Below are 18,413 nucleotides of genomic sequence, written 5' to 3'. Positions count from 1 at the left end.
GACACGGCGGCGAGGCGGCACGCCCGCCGTGTCGACCGCTCAATCACGCGTGTCGACCCGGCAATCACGCGTGTCGGCCCTTCCGAGCACGCCGGGCCCGGCGAGTCGCGAGCCGGACGCGCAGGCGGCGGCGGGCTCGGCGCCACCGTGCGCGGAGGTCCGTGCGGAGGGCCTGCTCCGCCGCGTCCGGCAGCCCGGCCGTGCGGAGCAACCGGGCGATTTCGAGCTGCTTCGGCGTCGGGGATCCCCGCACCTCAGCGACCGGCGGGCAGCAGCGACGAGATGCGCAGCGACGACGTCCCGATCCCCGTCGGCCCGCCGAACGCACTCGCGGCCATCGGGTGGTACCGCAGCTCCGCCTCCGTGTACCGCCCGACGTTCTCGTGCCAGTTCACGATCCCCGCCATCCAGTTCCGGAACTCCTCGACGTACCCCAGCAGCATCTCCTGCACGTCCGGGGCCACGTCGTAGTCGCGGAACAGCGCGGGCAGCTCGACGGTCGCCGCGTGCGTGAACTCCGCCAGGCGGGCCGCCATCAGGTCGTTCACCACCTCGAACGCGCGCTCCTCCGGACAGTCGAGGAAGTTCCGCACCACGAGGACCGCGTTGTGCAGCTCGCCTTCGTACTGGATCTCCTTGCGGTACGAATAGAGGTCGTTCACGAAGCACGCGTAGTCGGTCGCCGAGTGCTCGATCGCCTGGACCGGCCGCGTCCGGTACAGCGACGGCGGCACCGCGCGGCCGTGCCCGAACCGCGACAGGCTCATCGTGAGGTCCGAGCCGAACGTCCGGCGCCGCATCTCGACGTAGTCGATCGGGTCCGGGATGCGGTTCTGGGCCTGGTTCACCAGCTCCCAGAGCCAGCTCGACGTCATCTTGTCGACCGCGCGCCGCACCGTGAGGCGGTTCTCCGGGGGCATGTCCGCCGTCGTCCGCGCCCAGACGTCGGCCAGCGCCACTTCCAGCTGCGTCGTCGGCGTGGCCGACCCCTCCATGATCGACGACAACCGCAGGTTGCACGCCTTCGCCCCGGCGAGGTCGCGCGTCGCGCCGAACAGCATCGGGTAGTAGTCGTCGGCGTACGTGCCCCAGGTCAGCCAGTCGCTGGTGACGTCGAGGCCGTCCGCCGTCGCGTCCGGGTCGATGCCCGCCGCGCACAGCGCCAGGTCGGCCGCGCGCAGCCGCCGCTCGTCCCACACCACGCCGTCGAGCAGGCCCGTCCGCCGCGCCCAGTCGACGTTCCGTCGGCGGCAGGCGTCCAGGTGCGGGCTCAGCCGCAACGGGAACGGCAGTGCGATCGACGGCTGGGGCGGGGAAACCGTCCGGAACGGCGTGGTCGAGAACGCCCGCAGCCGCTGCGGTGCCGTCGCGAGCACCGAGGTGAAGATGCGCGCCGCGGACGTCCCGATGCCGGTCGCGCCGCCCAGCTCCGGGCCGCCGCGGCTCGCGAGCGCGCCTTCGTTCATGTACCGGCTGGACCGCAGGTGCCACTCGTGCCCGCCGGACTGCCAGTCCTGCAGGCCCTTGACGTAGGCGAACGTCGCCGCGCGGGCCGCCGGGTCGACGCCGTGCTCGTCGAACAGCCCGGGCACCTCGGTGAGCGCGGTGTGCTCGAACTGGTGCAGCCGCGAGGTGATCAGGTCGTTGACGGCGTCGGCCGCGTCCTGCGTGGTGAGGCCGAGGAACTTCTCGAACACGAGCACGCCGTTGGACAGCTCGCCCTCGTCCTGCACCTCCCGCTGGTAGGAGAAGAGGTCGTTGCGCAGGTGCACGCTGTCGGCGAAGCAGTCGCGCAGGACCTCCATCGGGCGCGACGCGGCGATCTCGTCCGGCACCTCGGCGTGCACCGAGTGCTCGACGAGGTTCGCCGACCACGGTGCGCCGCCGACCTTCCGCCGCATCTCGACGTACTCGATGGGGTTGGAGAGGCGGCCCTCGTTGATGTTGGCCAGCTCCCACAACGACTCTTCCAGCAGCGCCTTCGTGCTCTCGACGAACCGGCGCCGCCAGCCGGCCGAGCGGTGCGGGATGGTCCGGTTCCACAGGTCGGTCAGGCCGCGCTCGACCGGGTTCTCCGGGGTCGCGGTGATCTCGCCTTCGGCGGGCATGAAGAGGTCGAGCCGGTCGAGGTAGGTGCGCGCGCTGTCGATGTCGCCGGTGCGCTTGTAGAGCTCGAGGAAGTGGTCGTCGAAGTAGAAGACCCAGACGTACCAGTCGGTGATCAGGTCGAGCTCGCCGGCGCCGGCGTCCGGGTGGGTGTAGGCGCAGAGCAGCGCGTAGTCGTGGGAGTCGAGGTCGTGCTCGTCCCAGATCACGGTGCCGTGCTGCGGGACGTCGATCATGTCCATCTCGTACGCCCACGCCTTGCTGTGCGCGCGGGCCTGCTCGAGGTGCGGGTTCACCCGTGCGGGGTAGGGCATGTAGAACTCGGGGAGGACGAACGGCTGCTGAGGCACCCCGTGAGGCAACCAAACGAGGCCGGTGCCCGCCAAGGGAAGCAGGCCGGATGCACACGAACGGGCCGGACGCATCCCCCGGGCGGCCCAGCGGCGGGCACGACCCGGTCAGCACCGGGCGGTCCGCCGTCGCACGATGGGGGACGTACCCGACCGAGGAGAGCAGATGGCCGAGACCCGAGTGGTCGACAACCCCGACGAGAACCGCTACGAGGTCTGGGCGGGGGAGAAGCTGGCGGGGTCCGCGTACTACGACCGGCGGGGCGAGCTCACGGTGTTCACCCACACCGAAGTCGACGACGCGTTCGCGGGACAGGGGCTGGGCAAGGTCCTGGCCGCCGGCGCGCTCGACGACGTCGTCGCGCAGGGCCGGACGATCGTGCCGGTCTGCCCCTTCATCGCCGGATATCTGAAGAAGAATCCGGGCTACGAGGACCACGTTCGCTGGCCGAAAGGGTGAGTGTTACGCCGAACGAGGCAGCGTCACTGGTCTGACTTGAGAGGTATGTCCGGATCTGCCGGTTATTAACCAACCTTCGTCGGTGTTGCGTTGGTTGCTCGGCAACGAAAGTGACCGACGCAGGCTTCGAACCGGCAACCTGGAGGAAGTTGATGACTCCCCGGAAAACCGCCCTCAAGACCTTCGCCGTCTTGTCGGCCGCCGCGCTGACGTCCGGCGTGTGCGCGTCGGCGGCCACTGCGTCCCCACTGGCCTTCGCTCAGGTGCAAGCCGCCGCGATCAGCAACGCGACCCAGGTCGCGGACTCGCTGGGTGCCACCTCCGGTGGCATCTACCTGGAGAACGGCAAAGCCGTCGTGAACGTCACCGACGACGCGTCGGTGCAGAAGGTCGAGGCCGCCGGCCTCACCGCGAAGAAGGTCAACCACACCTTCGCCGCGCTGACCGGCGTCAAGAACCAGCTGGACGCGGTGAAGAACGTCCCGCAGACCGCGTGGGGCATCGACACCAAGACCAACCAGGTCGTGGTGAAGGTCTACGACGCGGCCAGCAAGGACTCCGCCGACAAGGTCACCGCGGCCGCCGCCCAGTACGGCGACAGCGTCCGGGTCGAGCACCGCACCGGCAAGCTGGAGCTGTACATCCAGGACGGCGACGCCATCCAGAACGACCAGGGCCGCTGCTCCCTCGGCTTCAACGTGACGCGCGGCGGCGAGCCGATGCTGCTCACCGCGGGCCACTGCACCAACCTCGGCGGCACCTGGGCCGGCGGCGACGTCTCCGGCGCGCAGGTCGTCGAAAGCGACTGCCCGGGAGCCGACTCCGGTCTGCTGACCCGCCCGAACGGCACCGGCCCCGGCGAGATCAACACCGGCCAGGCGATCACCAGCGCGGCGACCCCGACGGTCGGCGAGCAGATGGAGAAGCAGGGCTCGACCACCGGCGGCGGCAGCGGCGAGGTCACCTCGGTCGACGAGTCGGTCAACTTCGACGTCGGCGTCCTCAACCACGAGTTCGGCACCACCGCGCACACCGACCACGGTGACTCGGGTGGCCCGGCGTACGACGGCTCGAAGGGCCTGGGCACGCTGTCCGGCGGCGACACCGTGACCAGCTACTTCTACCCGCTCACCCTGGAGCTGCAGGACTACGGTCTCGAGCTCGCCTGATAGTTCACGAACCCGCGAGGGCCTCTTCACACGCGTCGAGGGCGCGTGAGGAGGCCCTCGCTGCTGTTCAGAGGCGCTTCGCGCGGTAGACGGCGTCGGTGTGGTGGCCCTCGCCGCGCGTCTCGCACGTCTCGACGACCCACTCCCAGGCGTCGCCGAGGAAGTTCGTGATCTCCTCCGGCTCGAAGAACAGCTCCTCCGGCGGCTTCTGGCCGTCGAACTCGCGCATGGCCTTCGGCGAGTGCCCGACGACCAGCAGCGACCCGCCGGGCCGGACGGCCGCCGCGGCCGCCGTGAAGACCTTGCGCCGCAGGTCCGGCGGCAGGTGCATGTACTGCGCCGAGATGAGGTCGTAGGTCTCTTCGGGCTGCCAGCCGAGGATGTCGCGGTGCAGCCACCGGACGTCCACGCCCCGATCCTTGCCGGCGGCTTCCGCGCGGGCGAGGGCGAGGGTCGAGATGTCGGCACCGTCGACCGTCCAGCCCTGCTGCGCGAGCCAGATCGCGTCTCCGCCCTCGCCGCAGCCGAGGTCGAGCGCGCGCCCGGGTTTCAGCCCGGTGACTTCGGAGCTGAGGTTGCGGTTGACGTTCCCGCTCCAGATCTGGTGGTCGTCGCGCTGGTAAAGCGTCTCCCAGAACTCCTGCTTGAGCATGTTCTCGACGGTCATCGGCTGGTCGTGCGTGTGGGACATGGCTCCTCCTCGGTGACGTCCCCAGCATGCGGAGGACGTGACCGAAAAGGCAAATCGTGTTGCCGATCCGGCAACTCAGGCCGTGCCGTACACCTGCATCTCGTACAGCGAGTAGCCGTACGCCGTGCCGCGCGTGACGCCGTTCATCCGCACGTAGCGGCCCCTCCCGGCCAGGCCGGTGAGGTCGTCGGTGGCGCCGTTGCCGGTCGTGGTGCTGTAGATCGTCGTCCAGTTCGTGCCGTCGGCCGACGTCTGGATGCTGTACGCCTTCCCGTACGCGGCTTCCCAGCTCAGCTTGACGTGCGAGACCTGCTTGGTGGCGCCGAGGTCGACGCGGAGCCACTCGCTCGCGGAGCCTTCCTTGGACGCCCAGCGGGTGCTCGTCAGGTTGCCGTCGAAGGCCGCGCCCGCCGGGTAGGACGACGACTCCGCCGACGACGCCGTCGCGGTCTTGCCCTGGGAGAGCAGCGTTTCCGTACCGCCGCCGCCCGTGACCGTGACGCCCAGCGACGCCGTCTTCGTCCCGCCGGTGAGGGTGATCGTCGCCGAGCCCGGGTTCGCGGTCGCGGCGGCGGTGACCGTGACGGCCGAGGTTCCGCCGGCCGGCACCGACGCCGGGGAGAAGGCGACGGTCACGCCCGCGGGAGCGCCGCTCGCGGACAGCGTGACGGCGTCCGTGGAAGTGACGGTGGCCGTCGCCGAAGCGCCCGGCGCGACCGAAACCGCCGACGGCGTCACGCTCAGGCTCGAAGTGCCGCCGGCCGCGGTGAACGTCCAGCGGGCCTGGGTGCCGGAGCAACTGCCCGCGGTGAGGGTCGTACCCGAAGCGCGGAAGCACTTCTTGCTCGTCTGGATGTCGGAAATGGTGCCGTCGGGGTTGATCGACCACTGTTGCGCCGGGCCGCCGGTACACGTCTGCAGCACGATCGAGCTGCCGGAGATGCCCGCGCACTTGTCGTCGATCACCAGAAAAGCGCCGTGGAAGGTGAAGCGCTGGGCGTCACTTCCGGTGCAGGCGGCCACTTTCAGCGTGGTGCCGGAGCTCGGGGCTTCGAGGCACGTGCTGGTGGAGTCGTTGCGGTACTGGCCGACGGTGGTGTTCGGCTGCGCGCCGCCCCAGCACTCACCGGTGCTGGTGTCGAAGATCGGCGTCGCGTCGTAGGGCTCGTTCGACGGCGGGTCGACGACCACCGGCTCCATGACCGGCGTGTTGTCGGCGTTGTAGTGCGTGAGCGCGTCTTCGCAGTCGATCGCGTCGAAGGCGCTGCCGCCCTTGCCGCCGAGCCAGAGGTCGATGTGGCGCAGGCCGGGGCCGCCGTTCGGGCCCTCGCTGTTCCAGTCGTCGGAACACTCGTCGCAGCCGTCCTCCATGATGAAGTACTTCTTCACCCGCGGCACCCAGACCTTGGTGCCGGGCGCCAGCTCGTCGCTGCTGGTGGCGAAGGTGATCGGGTCGGCGTAGCTGCCCTTGCCGCCCGCGGTGTCGTGGATCTGCGGGTAGGCGATGTTGCCGCCGGGCGGGGTGTTGTCCCACCAGCCGTAGAAGGTGAGGAAGGTGGGCTGCGTGGTGGCCGCGCTCGCCGGGCTCGCGCCGATGAGCGCCGAGGTCAGAGCGAGGAACAGGGTCATGACGAGCACGAAAGCGCGCCGGGTCATGCTGCCTCCGGAAGGGGGTGGGGCGGACGATGACGTGCGGCGTGGGTTCAGGTTCGCCGGGCGGCGGCTCGCCGTCAAGACTTGTTCGTAAAGTTTCCTAACAAATCGGGTCCGTGTCCCGGTCGGCGGGAAAGTCGAGCGGGTGCGGGCTTTCCTCGGCGAAGATGGCGCCATGAGCGAACAGCGAGAAGTCGTGGTCACCGGCGGCGGCACGGGCATCGGGCTGGCGATCGCCGCCCGGTTCGCGGCGGCGGGCGAACGGGTCACCGTCACCGGGCGGCGCAAGGACGTGCTGGAGGCAGCCGCGGAACGGATCGGCGCGCGGGCAGTGGCGTTCGACGCGAGCGATCCTTCGGCGGTGCAGGCCGCGCTGGCGGAACTGCCTTCGCGGGTCGACGTACTGGTCAACAACGCGGGCGGCAACACCGATCGCGTCCGGGAAGCGCCGACAGACCTTGCCGGAGTGGCGGACGCGTGGCGGGCGAACTTCGATGCGAACGTCGTCTCCGCCGTTCTCGTGACGACTGCGTTGAAGCCGCGCTTCGCGGACAACGTGCGCGTCGTGACTCTCGGCTCTGTCGCGGCGAAGCAGGGCTCCGGCTCCTACGGCGCGGCGAAGGCGGCGATCGAGGCGTGGAACACCGACCTCGCGCGGCAGCTCGGCGCGTCGGGCTCGGCCAACGTCGTGGCGCCCGGTGTCATCCTCGACACGGAGTTCTTCCACGGCACGCTCACCGAAGAATGGCTCAGCTCCCGGATCTCCGTGGCGCTCAACAAGCGCGCCGGGACGCCGGACGAGGTCGCGGAAACCGTGCTGTTCCTGGCTTCTCCGGGCGCGGGGCACGTCACCGGGCAGGTCGTGCACGTGAACGGCGGCGCGTACGGCGCTCGCTAGGCCATCCGGGTCGGAAGTGGGTCGAACGTCCCACGACGGCGCCGGTTCTCTCCATGGTGGAAGTGTCCGAACCACCGGCAGAGAGGTGTGATCCGCCGTGACGGCGACATCCGAAACCCCGGCCCTCCCCACGGCACGACCGGCCGGATGCCCGTTCGACCCGCCCGAAAACTACGCCGCGCTGCGGGAAACCGCGCCGACGTCGCAGGTGCGCTGCCCGGCCGGCATGGACGCCTGGCTGGTGACGCGGTACAGCGACGTCCGCGCGGTGCTCGCCGACCGCACGATGAGCTCGCGCGGCGCGTCCTCGGTGCACGTCAAGCCCGACGCCGAGCTCGACATCGAAGTCAGTCCGGGGTCGATCATCCAGCTCGACGGCGCCGGCCATTCGCGCATCCGGAAGATGGTGATCGCGGAGTTCACCGTGCGGCGCGTGGAGGCGATGCGCGGGTACGTCCAGGAACTGGTCGAGAGCCACCTCGACGCGATGCTCGCCCGGCCCGGTGACGCCGACCTGGTGCGGGACTTCGCGTTGCCGATCCCGTCGCTGGTGATCTGCGAGCTGCTGGGCGTCCCGTACGCGGACCGTTCGCGGTTCCAGCGGCAGAGCGGCTTCTTGGTCAGCACCGACGCCACGCCCGAAGAGGGGAAGCAGGCGTACGACGAACTTTCCGGCTTCCTGGCGGAACTGTTCGCCGAAAAGCAGCGGAACCCGCAGGACGACCTGTTCAGCAGGCTGATCGCCCGCGGTATCGCCTCCGGCGACCCGCTCACGATGGAGGAGCTGGTCGTGCTCGGGCTGAGCCTCCTGGTGGCCGGCCACGAGACGACGGCGAACATGATCGCGCTCAGCACGCTGGCGCTGCTGGAGAACCCGGCCGAGCGCGACGTCGTGCTCGCCGCGCCGGAGCGGGCGGTCGAGGAGCTGCTGCGGTACCTGTCGGTCGTCCAGTTCGGCGTGCTGCGCTACGCGACCTCCGACGTCCAGGTCGGCTCGCGCTCGGTCAAGGCGGGGGAGTGGCTGGTGGCGGCCCTGAACTCGGCCAACCGCGACGAAGAGCTGTTCCCCGGCGGCGACAAGCTCGACTTCCACCGGGAGTCGCCCCGCACGCACGTCGCGTTCGGGTTCGGCGCGCACCAGTGCATCGGCCAGCAGCTGGCCCGCGTCGAGCTGCAGGAGGCGTTGACGCGGCTGTTCCGCCGGGTGCCGGACCTGCGGCTGGCGGTGCCGCGGGAGTCGTTGGTGTACAAGCACAACACGCTGGTCTACGGGGTGCGGGAGCTGCCGGTCGCCTGGGGGTGAGAATGGCGGCATGACAGCATCACCGGCCCGGCAGTTGTGGGCAGCCGTGGAGCCGCTGCACGCGGTCGTCTACTTCGCGCCCGAGACGGCTGCGGCGGCGAAGGAGGCCGGCCTGCGGGGGTACTGGATGGGGTACTTCGCGGGCCGCCTCGCGCCGCTGGGCCCGATCGACCCCGCGGCGGCGACGTCGATGTTGTTCGGCTTCGCCCCGGCCATGGTGGAGCGGGCGCTGCCGGACGCGTGGTCTTTCGCATCCCCAGCGGACGTGCTCAGTGCCCGGCTTTCGTCCGTCGAAGCCGCTCTTTCGCGCGTTTCGGGTTCCTACGAGGAACTCGCTTCGCTGCTGGAGCAGGCTGTTTCCGCGTGTCGGTTCGACGGACGCCCGCTGGCGGCGGCCTGGTCCGCGGTGCCACGGCCGGCGAGCGTGCTCGGCCGCCTGTGGCTGGCGGCGACGGTGCTGCGCGAGCACCGCGGCGACGGTCACGTCCTGGCGGCGGTCCACGCGGGCCTGACGGGCCTGGAGACCACGCTGACGCACATCGGCGACGGCGTGCTCGCCCGCGGCGACGTCCAGCCCCACCGAGGCTGGTCCGACGCGGACTGGGCTTCGGCGGTTTCTCGCTTGGTGGCCCGCGGCCTGCTCGATTCTGCCGGCCGCCTGACCCCGGCCGGCGCGGCGATGCGGCGCCGGATCGAGGAGGACACGGACCGCCTGGCGGAGGCGCCGGTCAAGGCAGTGGACTTGTCCCGGCTGCTGGAGCTGGCGGTCCCGTTGAGCCGGGCGGTGATCGACGCGGGGGTGGTCCCGGTCCCGAACCCGATGGGCGTGCCCCGGCCCTGAGGTGTCGATCCCGGCCGGTCCCGTTCGACGCACGGGTGAACGCACCCGGACATCGGAGGGACCCATGACATTGCTCGCCGGCAAGAACGCGATCGTCTACGGCGGCGGAGGCCGCATCGGCACGGCCGTGGCCAGCGCTTTCGCCGAGGAAGGCGCTCGGGTCTTCCTCGCGGGCCGCACCCGCGCGCGGCTGGAGGAGGTCGCGGCGCGCATCCACGCGGCGGGCGGATCGGCCGAGGTGGCGGAGGTGGACGCCCTGGACTCGCGTTCGGTCGACGACCACGCCGACGCGGTAGCGGCCCAGGGCGGCGTGGACATTTCGTTCAACCTCATTTCCCACGGCGACGTCCAGGGCACGCCGTTGATCGACATGACCCTGGCCGACTACGAGCGCCCGGTCCTGACGGCGGTCCGAACCCAGTTCCTGACGACCCGAGCGGCGGCCCGCCACATGGTGAAAAAAGGGGCGGGAGTACTCCTCTTCTTCGGCGGCGCGGGCGAACCGGTACGCGAGTTCTCGGTGGGCGGGCTGCAGGTGGCGTTCCACGCGCTCGAGGCGATGCGCCGCCAGCTAGCCGCCGAGCTGGGCGGGCAGGGGGTGCGGGCGGTGACGCTCCGGACGGGCGGCATCCCGGAGACCCTCCCGGCGGACTTCCGGGGCCGCGAGGAGCTGGAGGAGAACATCGCGGGCAAGACGATGCTCGGCCGAGCGGCAACCCTCGCGGACGTAGGTGCGGTGGCAGCATTCGTGGCATCGGACCGAGCCCGCACCATGACGGCCTCAACGGTCAACATCAGCTGCGGCGCACTAGTGGATTAGCAGCGGCCCCGGCGGCGAGCCGGGGAGCGCGGTCACTTCGCGCCGGTTCACTGCGCCCCGGTTTGCCGCCGCATCTGGCTTGCCGCCGCCCCCGGGGTCTGCCGGCGGCACCTGGCTTGCCGGCGCACCCGGGGTTCGCTGGCGCGCAGTCGCCGCGCGGCGCGGATCGCGGCTGTCGGCGTCGACCGATGCCACCGCCAGGTCGCCGATCCGCAGCCGATCTCCGGCCCCGGCCGGCCCGCGTAGGCGAAACCGAACGCCGGTCGTCACCTACCCGCGCCACTGGCGGCCGCAAGTCAGCGATCGCGCCGGCTCACCGGCGCGACGTGATTTGCTGCACCGTCCACCCGTTGCCGTCGGGGTCGGCGAAGTGCACGAAACCCACGTTGTTCAAGTCCGCTTCACCGTCCCAGTCGCCCATGCCGTGGACCTGGATCTCGGTGACCTCGACGCCGCGCTCGGTGAGCATCGCGTGCGCCTTCGGCAGGTCGTTGACCACCAGCTGCAGGCCCTTGAGCGAACCCGGTGGCATGTCCGGCACGGCGCCCCGGCCGAACACCACCGAGCAGCCCGAGCCCGGCGGAGTCAGCTGCACGATCCGGACGCCGTCGGCGGGCGCCGTGTCGTGGTCGAGCTTGAATCCGAGCTGGTCGGCGTAGAAGGCCTTCGCGCGGTCCACATCGGACACCGGCACCACGACCACTTCGAGCGTCCACTCCATCGCGCGTCCTTCCGTCGGCCAGGCTCGGCGGAGCACACGCTACCCGTGCCGAGGCTGTTCGCGTACCCGCTCGTCAATCCTCCGCGATCAGCCGCCGGACCGCGTCCACCACGAGCTCCCGCCGTTGCTCGCGGGAGAGGGTGGTGTGCACGCCGAGTTCCGAATTGGTCGTTGCCCACGCCGTCGAGATCGACTGGATCAGCACCAGCAGCTCCATGGGTGTGTAGTGCTTGGACAGTCTCCCTTCGTTCTGTGCTCGCTTCAGGTCGTTCAGCCGGATTTCGTTGGCCAGCACGATTTCGGTGACCCACTTGCCGTCGGGTCGTTCCAGCCGGTGCCAGACCGCCAGCCGCAGCGTCTCCGGCTGCTCTTCGTACCGGTCGAAGAGCAGCCCGGCGTAGCCCGGCAGGTCGTCGGTGTCGATCGGGACCTCGAGGACGAACTTGCCGACCGACTCGCCGAAGACTGTGTCGAACAGGCTGTCCTTGTTGGAGAAGTACTTGTAGAGCATCGCCTTGTTGCATCCGGCGGCGTCCGCGATCCGGTCCACGCGGGCGCCTGCGATGCCCCGTTCCGCGAACTCCTCCGTGGCGGCGGCGAGCAGTCGCCGCTGCGTCTCCGCCGCGTTTCTCATGTCGCCCACTCTAGCAACTAACTGGTTGGTTGACAAACTCGCCCGGCAGGTGTTTTCTGGAAGCAACCAACCGGTTGGTTAGCCGGTCGGGTGAGCGAGGAGAGGCATCATGGGCAGGACTTGGCTGATCACCGGCAGTTCCCGCGGGTTCGGGCGGGAGCTGGCCCGGGTCGCGCTCGAGGATGGCGACCGGGTGGTCGCCACCGCGCGCCGGCCGGAGCAGCTGAAGGACTTGGTGGCCGAGCACGGTGACCAGATCCGTGTGTTCGCGTTGGACGTGACGGACCCCGTGGCCGCGCGGGAGGCCGTGGCCTTCGCCGTGCGCGAGTTCGGGGGGCTCGACGTCGTGGCCAACAACGCCGGTTACGCGAACAGCGCACCGATCGAGGACATGGCGGAGGACGACTTCCGGGCGCAGGTCGAGGCCAACTTCTTCGGCGTCGTCAACGTCACGCGCGCGGCTCTGCCGGTGTTCCGCGAGCAGGGCTCGGGGCACTTCCTGCAGTTCTCGTCGGTCGGCGGCCGGGTCGGCGGGTCGCCGGGGCTGGGTGCCTACCAGGCGGCGAAGTTCGCGGTGGAGGGCTTCTCCGAGGTGCTCAACGCGGAGGTGAAGCCGTTCGGCGTCAAGGTCACGATCGTCGAGCCGGGCGCGTTCCGCACGGACTGGCAGGGCGCCTCGATGGAGCGTGCACCGGTCCGCCCGGAGTACGACGCCTCGGTGGGGGAGATGCACCGCCTCCGCGACGCGACCGACGGCAAGCAAGCAGGCGACCCGGCCCGGGGAGCCCGCATCCTCGCCGACGTGGTCCGGTCGGACGCGCCACCGCTGCGCCTGCTGCTCGGCGCGGACGCGGTCGAGGCGGTCCGGCGGTCGGACCGTGCGCGCGGAGCCGAGGTGGAGGAATGGGCGGAGGTGAGCCGATCGGCCGTGTTCGCTGCGGAGTGACAACGGTCGGCTGGTGACCCGAGACGGCTTGGTGCGCGGCGCCGACGAAGGAGGGTGCCGGGATCGCCTGTCGAGTGGCGCGGGGATCGCTGGGCGCGGCAGCGCGCACCGGGTTGCGGCGTTCGGCCGAGCGTCGACCCTGACGGTGACCTTGCCGGGCGCGCGCCAAGGGGCAACCTCGTCGGGGTGACTCCCTAGCCCTGGGGCGAATCCCGTTGCTCGACCACCAACCGCTGGTGCCGGGCCGCGCGCACGCGGTCGCCGCAGGTTGTCGAGCACCAGCGGCGGCGGGCGTGCTCGCGGAAGAAGAACCGCACGCAGCCGTGGGCCTCGCAAGGGCGCACCAGGTGGGCGAGGTCGCCGGTGACCACGTCGATCGCGTCGCGGGCCAGTGCGGCCAGGGTCTCCTCGAGGCTGCCCGGGGTGGTACTGCGCCACTCACGGTGGGGTCCCGACGGCCAGGTGAGCTGGGGTGCGGCGGCGTCGGAGCGGGCGGCCGCGTTCACCGTCTCCACCGCGGCCACGTCCGGTGAGCGGTCCTCCGCCAGCGCGGCCAGCAGCTCGCGGACGGCCGCGCGGAGGTCCGTGACGCGGCTCAGTTCGCCGGCGTCGAGCGAGGCGGTCGGGAGCTCGTGCCGACGCAGCCACTCGGTGGTGGCGCGCGGCTCGGCCAGGTCGTCGACCTCGCCGCCCGCGCCGAGCCTGCGGGTGTTGACCAGCGCCAGCGCGGGTGAGCGCTCTTCGCCGGGTGCCGCAATGACCACGTTCGCCTCCCGAAGTTCGTCCTTCATTCTCCCGACCCGTTGACAGCCTACGTCATCTCATGGATAAATGACTAAGTATCCATGAGATGTGAGGAGTGACCCCATGGTCGCCGTGTATCACCGCTTCGCCACCGTTGCCGGGCGCCGGCTGTTCTACCGGGAGGCCGGGCCCGCCGACGCGCCCACGATCGTGCTGCTCCACGGGTTTCCGACGAGCTCGCACATGTACCGGCACCTCATCCCGGCGCTGGCCGACCGCTACCACGTCGTCGCGCCCGACTACCTGGGTGCGGGCGCGTCGGACGCGCCGTCGGTGGACGAGTTCGCCTACACCTTCGACGCCCTCGCCGAGCTCACCCTCGGCCTGCTCGACGAGATCGGCCTGGACCGCTTCGCGCTCTACATCCAGGACTTCGGCGCCCCGGTCGGCCTGCGCATCGCGGCCGGGAACCCGGAGCGGGTCACCGCGATCGTCACGCAGAACGGCAACGCCTACGTCGACGGCTTGGGCGCCGGGCTGCCGCAGCGGCTCGCGGCCGGCACGCTGACCGAGGAGGACCTGCGCGGCATGGTCAGCCTCGAAATGACCAAGGCGCAGTACCTCGACGGCGTGCCCGACCCGGAGCTGGTCAGCCCGGACGTCTGGATCCACGACCAGGCCCTGCTCGACCGGCCGGGCGGCGCCGAAATCCAGATGGCGCTGCTCGCGGACTACCACCACAACATCGGCCTGTACCCGAAGTTCCACGAGTACTTCCGGACGAGCCAGGTCCCGGTGCTGGCCGTCTGGGGAGCCAACGACGGCATCTTCATCGCCGACGGCGCCCGCGCCTACGCCCGCGACCTGCCCGACGCCGAGATCCACCTGCTCGACTCAGGCCACTTCGCGCTCGAAACCCACCAGGACGCCATCGCCGGGTATGTCCGCGGATTCCTCGGGAGGGTGTTGACGCACTGAAATCCTGTACGTGGCTTGCCGGCGCGGCACGCGGCCGGCGAACAAGATCCTGCGGGTGACGGCGAGCTAGCCGCCGAGGAGACGCGAGAGCGCATCCCGTGCTCTCGCGTCCTTCGACGCCAACGTGGTCAGCGCCTGCGCCAGCGCCGCGAGCCAGTCGTCGACCGCGGTCTCCTTGCGGCTGATCACCACGCCCCGGACGACCTGGTGGATCTCCGCCGCGACCCCGCCGTGCTTGCCCGTGCTCAGCACCAGCACCCGGTCCGGGGTGTTCACGCGCACCGCGACCGCCTGGCCGTCGCGGCCCGCGACGCGGTCGGCGAACGTGCGTCGCCGGTCGACCTCGACCATGCCCGCCGGCAGCGCGTTGCCCAGCGTCTCGGACAGGACCCGGTGGTACGACTCGACATCCGCGCGGTCCGTACGCAGAGCCGCCACCAGCAGGTGGAAGTCCAGCTCGCTGCCCATCAGTCGGTCAGGGGCAGCACGAGCTGCGGCTTGGCGATGTGGTGGTCGGCGCGCAATGGCTTCACCGCCGTGCCGATCGCGAAGAACTCCGTCGTGTGGCCGCCCCAGCGGTGCGGCAGCGACAGCAGCTGCACCCCGACGATGCCCTCCGCCTCCAGCTGTTCGGCTTCGGTCTGCATCCGCGACATCGCGAGCTCGCGCGCGTCGTACAACGCCTCGGTGTACTGCGGGATCTCGACGTTCTGGCCGATGTTGCCCATCATCTGCCGGAACCGCTGGTGCGCGATGTGGTAGACGCAGGTGCCCATCACCATGCCCAGCGGCGCGTAGCCGGCCTGCACCAGCGTCCAGAAGTCCTGGCCGGACAGGTCCGAGGTGAACGGCTTCCCGGTGTTGTTGCGCCATTCGCCGGGTTCGTCGGCCTTCACCGCGGTGCCGACGGCGATGAACTCGGCGAGGTCGCTGCCGAACTCCTTGAACTCGATCTCCAGGCGGACCGCGACGATGCCGTCGGCGCCGAGGACGTCCGCCTCCGCCTCCATCCGGGACATCGCGAGCTCGCGGGCGTGGTACATCGCCTGCGAAAGCCTGTCCAGCTCCTGGTTCTTGTTCCACCGTCCCATCTGGAACCCGACGTGGTAGATGCTCGAGCCGAGCACCAGCCCGAGCGGCCGGAACCCGGCTTCGCGCACCAGGAGGAACTCGTTGACGCTCAGGTCGGACGTGAACAGGCTGGTCTTCTGGCCAGGTCGCATCTCGGCGAGCCGGCGCATCGCATCCTCGGGGATGTGCTGCGCGGAGGGGTCCGCGGTGGTCACTGAGCCTCCTCAGGAACGGTTCAACGGCAGGATCTTGAGCGCGCTGGTCGGGGCGGCGCGCCCGGTGTGGAAGCGGGCGATCGCGGTGCCGGTCACGCTGGCGATGCCGACGACCGCGAGCTCCTGCACCGGCCACGTCCGCAGCCGCATGTCGGAGACGATGCCGCCGTCGGCGCCGCTGTCGCGGATCGCGCGGGCGAACTCCGCCCGGGCCGCGGCCCGGACCTCGTTGACGACTCTCGTCGGTGCGTCGACTTCGGTGTTCCCGGCCCAGTTGCTGGTCTGGTACTGCATGTTGTAGTCGAACTCGCCGCGCGCGGCGACGCCGACCGCGACGCGCACCGGCACCCACCCGGCCTGCATCAGCTTGCCGACGTCCTGGCCCGGCAGGTCGGTGGTGAACAGCCGCCGCGGCCGTTGCGTGGTTTCGGCGCGCACGGCCGTGCCGAGGGCGACGAACTCCTGCGCCACGCCGTCGAGCGGGGTGATCGTGAACCGGATGTCGAGGACGCCGTCGGCGCCCAGCGCGGTCGCTTCCTGGCCGAGCCGGTCCAGCGCGGTCGCGTAGCCCTGGCGGAGCATGTCCGCCATCTGCCGGACCTGGTCGGCGGCCCACTGGCCCAGCGAGGTCCAGCCGACCTGCTGCACGACGCACCCCATGACCTCGCCGACGGGGGTGAAGCCGGCCGCTCCGGCGCCGACGGCACCGGGCACGCTGAGCAGCGACGTCTTCAGCCCGGACGCGGCATAGCGCTCGACACGAGCCCGCGCGACGGGCGGCAGGCCACGACCGTCCCATTCGGGCACTGGCTGACCTCCTTCGACCGGCTCTCGTCCCCATCGTGGCACGGATCCGCGCGGGCAGGAGGTGCGCGCGGGGTGATCAACGGGTATGTCCGGAAGGTCCGGTCGCAAGGGGCGCAAGGCGGACCGGACGCGGCGACGTGGCGCGGATCAACGCGCGGTGATGCGGGCGACCAGCGAGTGCGAGCGGGTCGCGGCGTCGACCGGAACCGCGGGAGCGCCTAGCGACCCGCGCCCGGCGGATTCCCGTCCAGCGGCAGCACCGGGAGCGACACCGTCGGCGCGGGGCCGGCGCCGAACCGGGCCACCGCCGTGCCGAACACGCTCGACACCGCCGTCGCTCCCGTGTGGCCCAGCGCCCAGGCCCGCAACGTCGTCGACGTCACCAGGCCGCCGTCCGCGCCCGACTCGCGCACCGCCGACAGGAACTCCGCCCGCGCCGCCGCCCGAACCCGGGTCACCAGCTCGGTCGGCACCGCCGCCTCCGCGCCCGGTCGGTCCGTCATGGCGATGTCGAACGCCGTCGCGCCGTCGATGCCGATCGCCAGCGTCACCGGGACCCAGCCCGCCAGCAGCAGCTTCGCCACGTCCGGACCGGATAGTCCTGTCGTGAACGGCCGGGGCGGGCGGACACCGCGGAGCGCGCGCACCGCCGTGCCCAGCACGACGAACTCGTGGACCGCCGCGCTCACCCGGGTCACCGTGCAGGCGATCGCCAGGACGCCGTCCGCGCCCAGCGCCGTCGCCTCCGCGCGCAGCCGGTCCAGCGCCGTCGCGTAGCCGCGGCGCAGGCCCGATGTCACGTCCTCGTGCCGCGACACCACGCAGCCCATCACCTCGCCGATCGGCCGCAGCCCCACCGCTTCGGCACCGACCGCGCCGGGCACCGAGAGCAGCGACGTCCGCAGTCCCGACGCCGTGTAGCGGCCGACGCGGGGGTGCACTAGCGCCAGCTGTCGTCGCCGAAGCCGAGCGTCACCGGGCCCCGGCGGGATGTCTCGGCGATCGTTTCGGCGGGCAGGACGTCGTCGAGGAACGCGTAGTCCGGGCGCCGGTTCCGCGCGTGCCACTCGGCGATCTCGTGCCAGCCCGGCGCGGCCAGCGCGCCGCCGAAGTGCTGGACCGACAGGCCGGCCGTGAGGCCGGCGAACCGGAGCCGGTCGGCCAGGGACCAGCCGGTCAGGGTGGCGGCGACGAACCCCGCGCCGAAGACGTCGCCCGCGCCGGTCGCGTCGAGCACGTTCACCGGCAGCGCCGGGATGTCCGCCGTCTCGCCCGTGGTGCCGTCGACGGCGAGCACGCCCGCGGCGCCGCGGGTGATCACCGCGACCGGGACCAGGTCGGCGAGCTTGGCCAGCGCCGCTTCCGGGGTGTCCGTGCGGGTGTAGCGCATCGCTTCGACGTCGTTGGGCAGGAACGCGTGGCAGCACGCCAGCTGGTCGAGCAGCGCGGCCGACCACGCCTCCGAAGGGTCCCAGCCGACGTCGGCGAAGACGAGGCTGCCGGCCTGGTGCGCGGTGTGGACCCACTCGGCCGTGTCGAGGCCGATGTGCGCGACGGTCGCGCGGCTCGGCGGCGGGGAGCCGGCCAGCTCGGCGACCGGGACGGGCGGCGGGTGGCCGTGGGTGACCATCGCCCGGTCGCCGGCGTAGGCGAGGGAGACGGTGACGGGGGAGTGCCACTCCGGGAACCGCCGCGACGGCGACAGGTCGATGTGTTCCTGCGAAAGCACGTCCCAGCAGTAGCGCCCGTACACGTCGGTGCCGAACGCGGCCGCCAGCGACGTCCGCAGGCCGAGACGGCTCAGCGCGACCGCGAAGTTCGCGATGCCGCCCGGGCCCGAGCCCATGCCGCCCGTCCACACCTCCGTGCCCGGCTCCGGCGGTCCTTCGAGCCCGGTGAAGACCAGGTCGAAGAACAGCAGGCCGGACAGGAAGACATCGGTGTCGGGGACGGAATCGGCCGGCACGGGCGCCTCCCGGAATCGAGGATGCGCACGAGCGTGCTTC

19 protein-coding genes are annotated in these 18,413 nt (G+C 71.2%); 8 read left to right on the top strand and 11 right to left on the bottom strand.

Annotated features, from left to right (window positions below; genetic code table 11):
* Nucleotides 1–254: 254 nt before the first annotated feature.
* Nucleotides 255–2,420 carry a germacradienol/geosmin synthase gene (locus tag AB0C38_RS12520; protein ID WP_360670999.1) on the bottom strand — a complete coding sequence of 722 codons (2,166 nt, stop codon included), beginning with the start codon at nt 2,418–2,420 and terminating at the stop codon, nt 255–257.
* 202 nt (nt 2,421–2,622) lie between these two features.
* Between AB0C38_RS12520 and AB0C38_RS12515 the strand changes: the two genes are divergently transcribed.
* Together AB0C38_RS12515 and AB0C38_RS12510 are read left to right on the top strand one after the other, a co-directional pair.
* Entirely contained in the window at nt 2,623–2,916 is a 294-nt protein-coding gene (locus AB0C38_RS12515; protein ID WP_360670923.1) for a GNAT family N-acetyltransferase, read from the top strand.
* A gap of 152 nt (nt 2,917–3,068) precedes the next feature.
* A complete protein-coding gene (locus AB0C38_RS12510; protein ID WP_360670920.1) occupies nt 3,069–4,085 on the top strand; it encodes a S1 family peptidase in 1,017 nt (338 codons plus the stop codon).
* 67 nt (nt 4,086–4,152) lie between these two features.
* Here the strand turns inward: AB0C38_RS12510 and AB0C38_RS12505 are convergent, their stop codons facing one another.
* Nucleotides 4,153–4,776 (bottom strand): class I SAM-dependent methyltransferase, encoded by a 624-nt coding sequence (locus AB0C38_RS12505; RefSeq protein WP_360670917.1) that lies wholly within the window; start codon nt 4,774–4,776, stop codon nt 4,153–4,155.
* 75 nt (nt 4,777–4,851) lie between these two features.
* Nucleotides 4,852–6,432, bottom strand: a complete 1,581-nt coding sequence (locus AB0C38_RS12500; protein WP_360670914.1) for a discoidin domain-containing protein — start codon at nt 6,430–6,432, stop codon at nt 4,852–4,854.
* Between the two features lie 172 nt (nt 6,433–6,604).
* Here AB0C38_RS12500 and AB0C38_RS12495 point away from each other — a divergent pair, with 172 nt between their 5' ends.
* The 4 genes from AB0C38_RS12495 to AB0C38_RS12480 all read left to right on the top strand — a co-directional run bounded on the left by AB0C38_RS12495 (nt 6,605) and on the right by AB0C38_RS12480 (nt 10,291).
* The gene (locus tag AB0C38_RS12495; RefSeq protein WP_360670912.1) at nt 6,605–7,327 is read left to right on the top strand and encodes an SDR family oxidoreductase; all 723 of its coding nucleotides are present in this window, start codon (nt 6,605–6,607) and stop codon (nt 7,325–7,327) included.
* 97 nt (nt 7,328–7,424) lie between these two features.
* Nucleotides 7,425–8,630, top strand: a complete 1,206-nt coding sequence (locus AB0C38_RS12490; RefSeq protein ID WP_360670909.1) for a cytochrome P450 — start codon at nt 7,425–7,427, stop codon at nt 8,628–8,630.
* Nucleotides 8,631–8,640: 10 nt separating this feature from the next.
* Nucleotides 8,641–9,471 (top strand): hypothetical protein, encoded by an 831-nt coding sequence (locus AB0C38_RS12485; protein ID WP_360670906.1) that lies wholly within the window; start codon nt 8,641–8,643, stop codon nt 9,469–9,471.
* Nucleotides 9,472–9,535: 64 nt separating this feature from the next.
* Nucleotides 9,536–10,291, top strand: coding sequence for an SDR family oxidoreductase (locus AB0C38_RS12480; RefSeq protein ID WP_360670904.1), 756 nt, complete (start codon nt 9,536–9,538; stop codon nt 10,289–10,291).
* 313 nt (nt 10,292–10,604) lie between these two features.
* Here AB0C38_RS12480 and AB0C38_RS12475 read toward each other — a convergent pair whose 3' ends face one another.
* Together AB0C38_RS12475 and AB0C38_RS12470 are read right to left on the bottom strand one after the other, a co-directional pair.
* A complete protein-coding gene (locus tag AB0C38_RS12475) occupies nt 10,605–11,012 on the bottom strand; it encodes a VOC family protein (protein WP_360670901.1) in 408 nt (135 codons plus the stop codon).
* Nucleotides 11,013–11,085: 73 nt separating this feature from the next.
* On the bottom strand, nt 11,086–11,646 hold the full coding sequence (locus AB0C38_RS12470) for a TetR family transcriptional regulator (protein ID WP_360670899.1): 561 nt from the start codon (nt 11,644–11,646) through the stop codon (nt 11,086–11,088).
* 109 nt (nt 11,647–11,755) lie between these two features.
* On the opposite strand from AB0C38_RS12470, the gene AB0C38_RS12465 reads away from it, so the two are divergent.
* Complete coding sequence (locus AB0C38_RS12465) at nt 11,756–12,592, top strand: oxidoreductase (RefSeq protein WP_360670896.1); 837 nt, start codon at nt 11,756–11,758, stop codon at nt 12,590–12,592.
* Between the two features lie 194 nt (nt 12,593–12,786).
* Here the strand turns inward: AB0C38_RS12465 and AB0C38_RS12460 are convergent, their stop codons facing one another.
* The gene (locus AB0C38_RS12460) at nt 12,787–13,383 is read right to left on the bottom strand and encodes a CGNR zinc finger domain-containing protein (protein ID WP_360670893.1); all 597 of its coding nucleotides are present in this window, start codon (nt 13,381–13,383) and stop codon (nt 12,787–12,789) included.
* Between the two features lie 76 nt (nt 13,384–13,459).
* Between AB0C38_RS12460 and AB0C38_RS12455 the strand changes: the two genes are divergently transcribed.
* Entirely contained in the window at nt 13,460–14,314 is an 855-nt protein-coding gene (locus AB0C38_RS12455; protein WP_360670890.1) for an alpha/beta fold hydrolase, read from the top strand.
* Between the two features lie 66 nt (nt 14,315–14,380).
* Here the strand turns inward: AB0C38_RS12455 and AB0C38_RS12450 are convergent, their stop codons facing one another.
* The 5 genes from AB0C38_RS12450 to AB0C38_RS12430 all read right to left on the bottom strand — a co-directional run bounded on the left by AB0C38_RS12450 (nt 14,381) and on the right by AB0C38_RS12430 (nt 18,373).
* Complete coding sequence (locus AB0C38_RS12450; RefSeq protein ID WP_360670887.1) at nt 14,381–14,782, bottom strand: hypothetical protein; 402 nt, start codon at nt 14,780–14,782, stop codon at nt 14,381–14,383.
* On the bottom strand, nt 14,782–15,600 hold the full coding sequence (locus AB0C38_RS12445; protein ID WP_360670885.1) for a heavy metal-binding domain-containing protein: 819 nt from the start codon (nt 15,598–15,600) through the stop codon (nt 14,782–14,784). Before AB0C38_RS12445 ends, AB0C38_RS12450 begins: the two co-directional genes overlap by 1 nt.
* 9 nt (nt 15,601–15,609) lie before the next feature.
* Complete coding sequence (locus AB0C38_RS12440) at nt 15,610–16,407, bottom strand: heavy metal-binding domain-containing protein (RefSeq protein WP_360670883.1); 798 nt, start codon at nt 16,405–16,407, stop codon at nt 15,610–15,612.
* Between the two features lie 218 nt (nt 16,408–16,625).
* Nucleotides 16,626–17,348, bottom strand: a complete 723-nt coding sequence (locus tag AB0C38_RS12435) for a heavy metal-binding domain-containing protein (RefSeq protein ID WP_360670880.1) — start codon at nt 17,346–17,348, stop codon at nt 16,626–16,628.
* Nucleotides 17,348–18,373: a carbohydrate kinase family protein gene (locus tag AB0C38_RS12430; protein WP_360670878.1), complete on the bottom strand. Its 1,026-nt coding sequence runs from the start codon at nt 18,371–18,373 to the stop codon at nt 17,348–17,350. Before AB0C38_RS12430 ends, AB0C38_RS12435 begins: the two co-directional genes overlap by 1 nt.
* Nucleotides 18,374–18,413: the final 40 nt, after the last annotated feature.

The sequence above is a fragment of the Amycolatopsis sp. NPDC048633 genome (assembly GCF_040650695.1).
Lineage (GTDB): Bacteria > Actinomycetota > Actinomycetes > Mycobacteriales > Pseudonocardiaceae > Amycolatopsis.
Note: the sequence above shows the minus strand (reverse complement) of the source record. Positions and strands in the feature narration are given on the sequence as shown.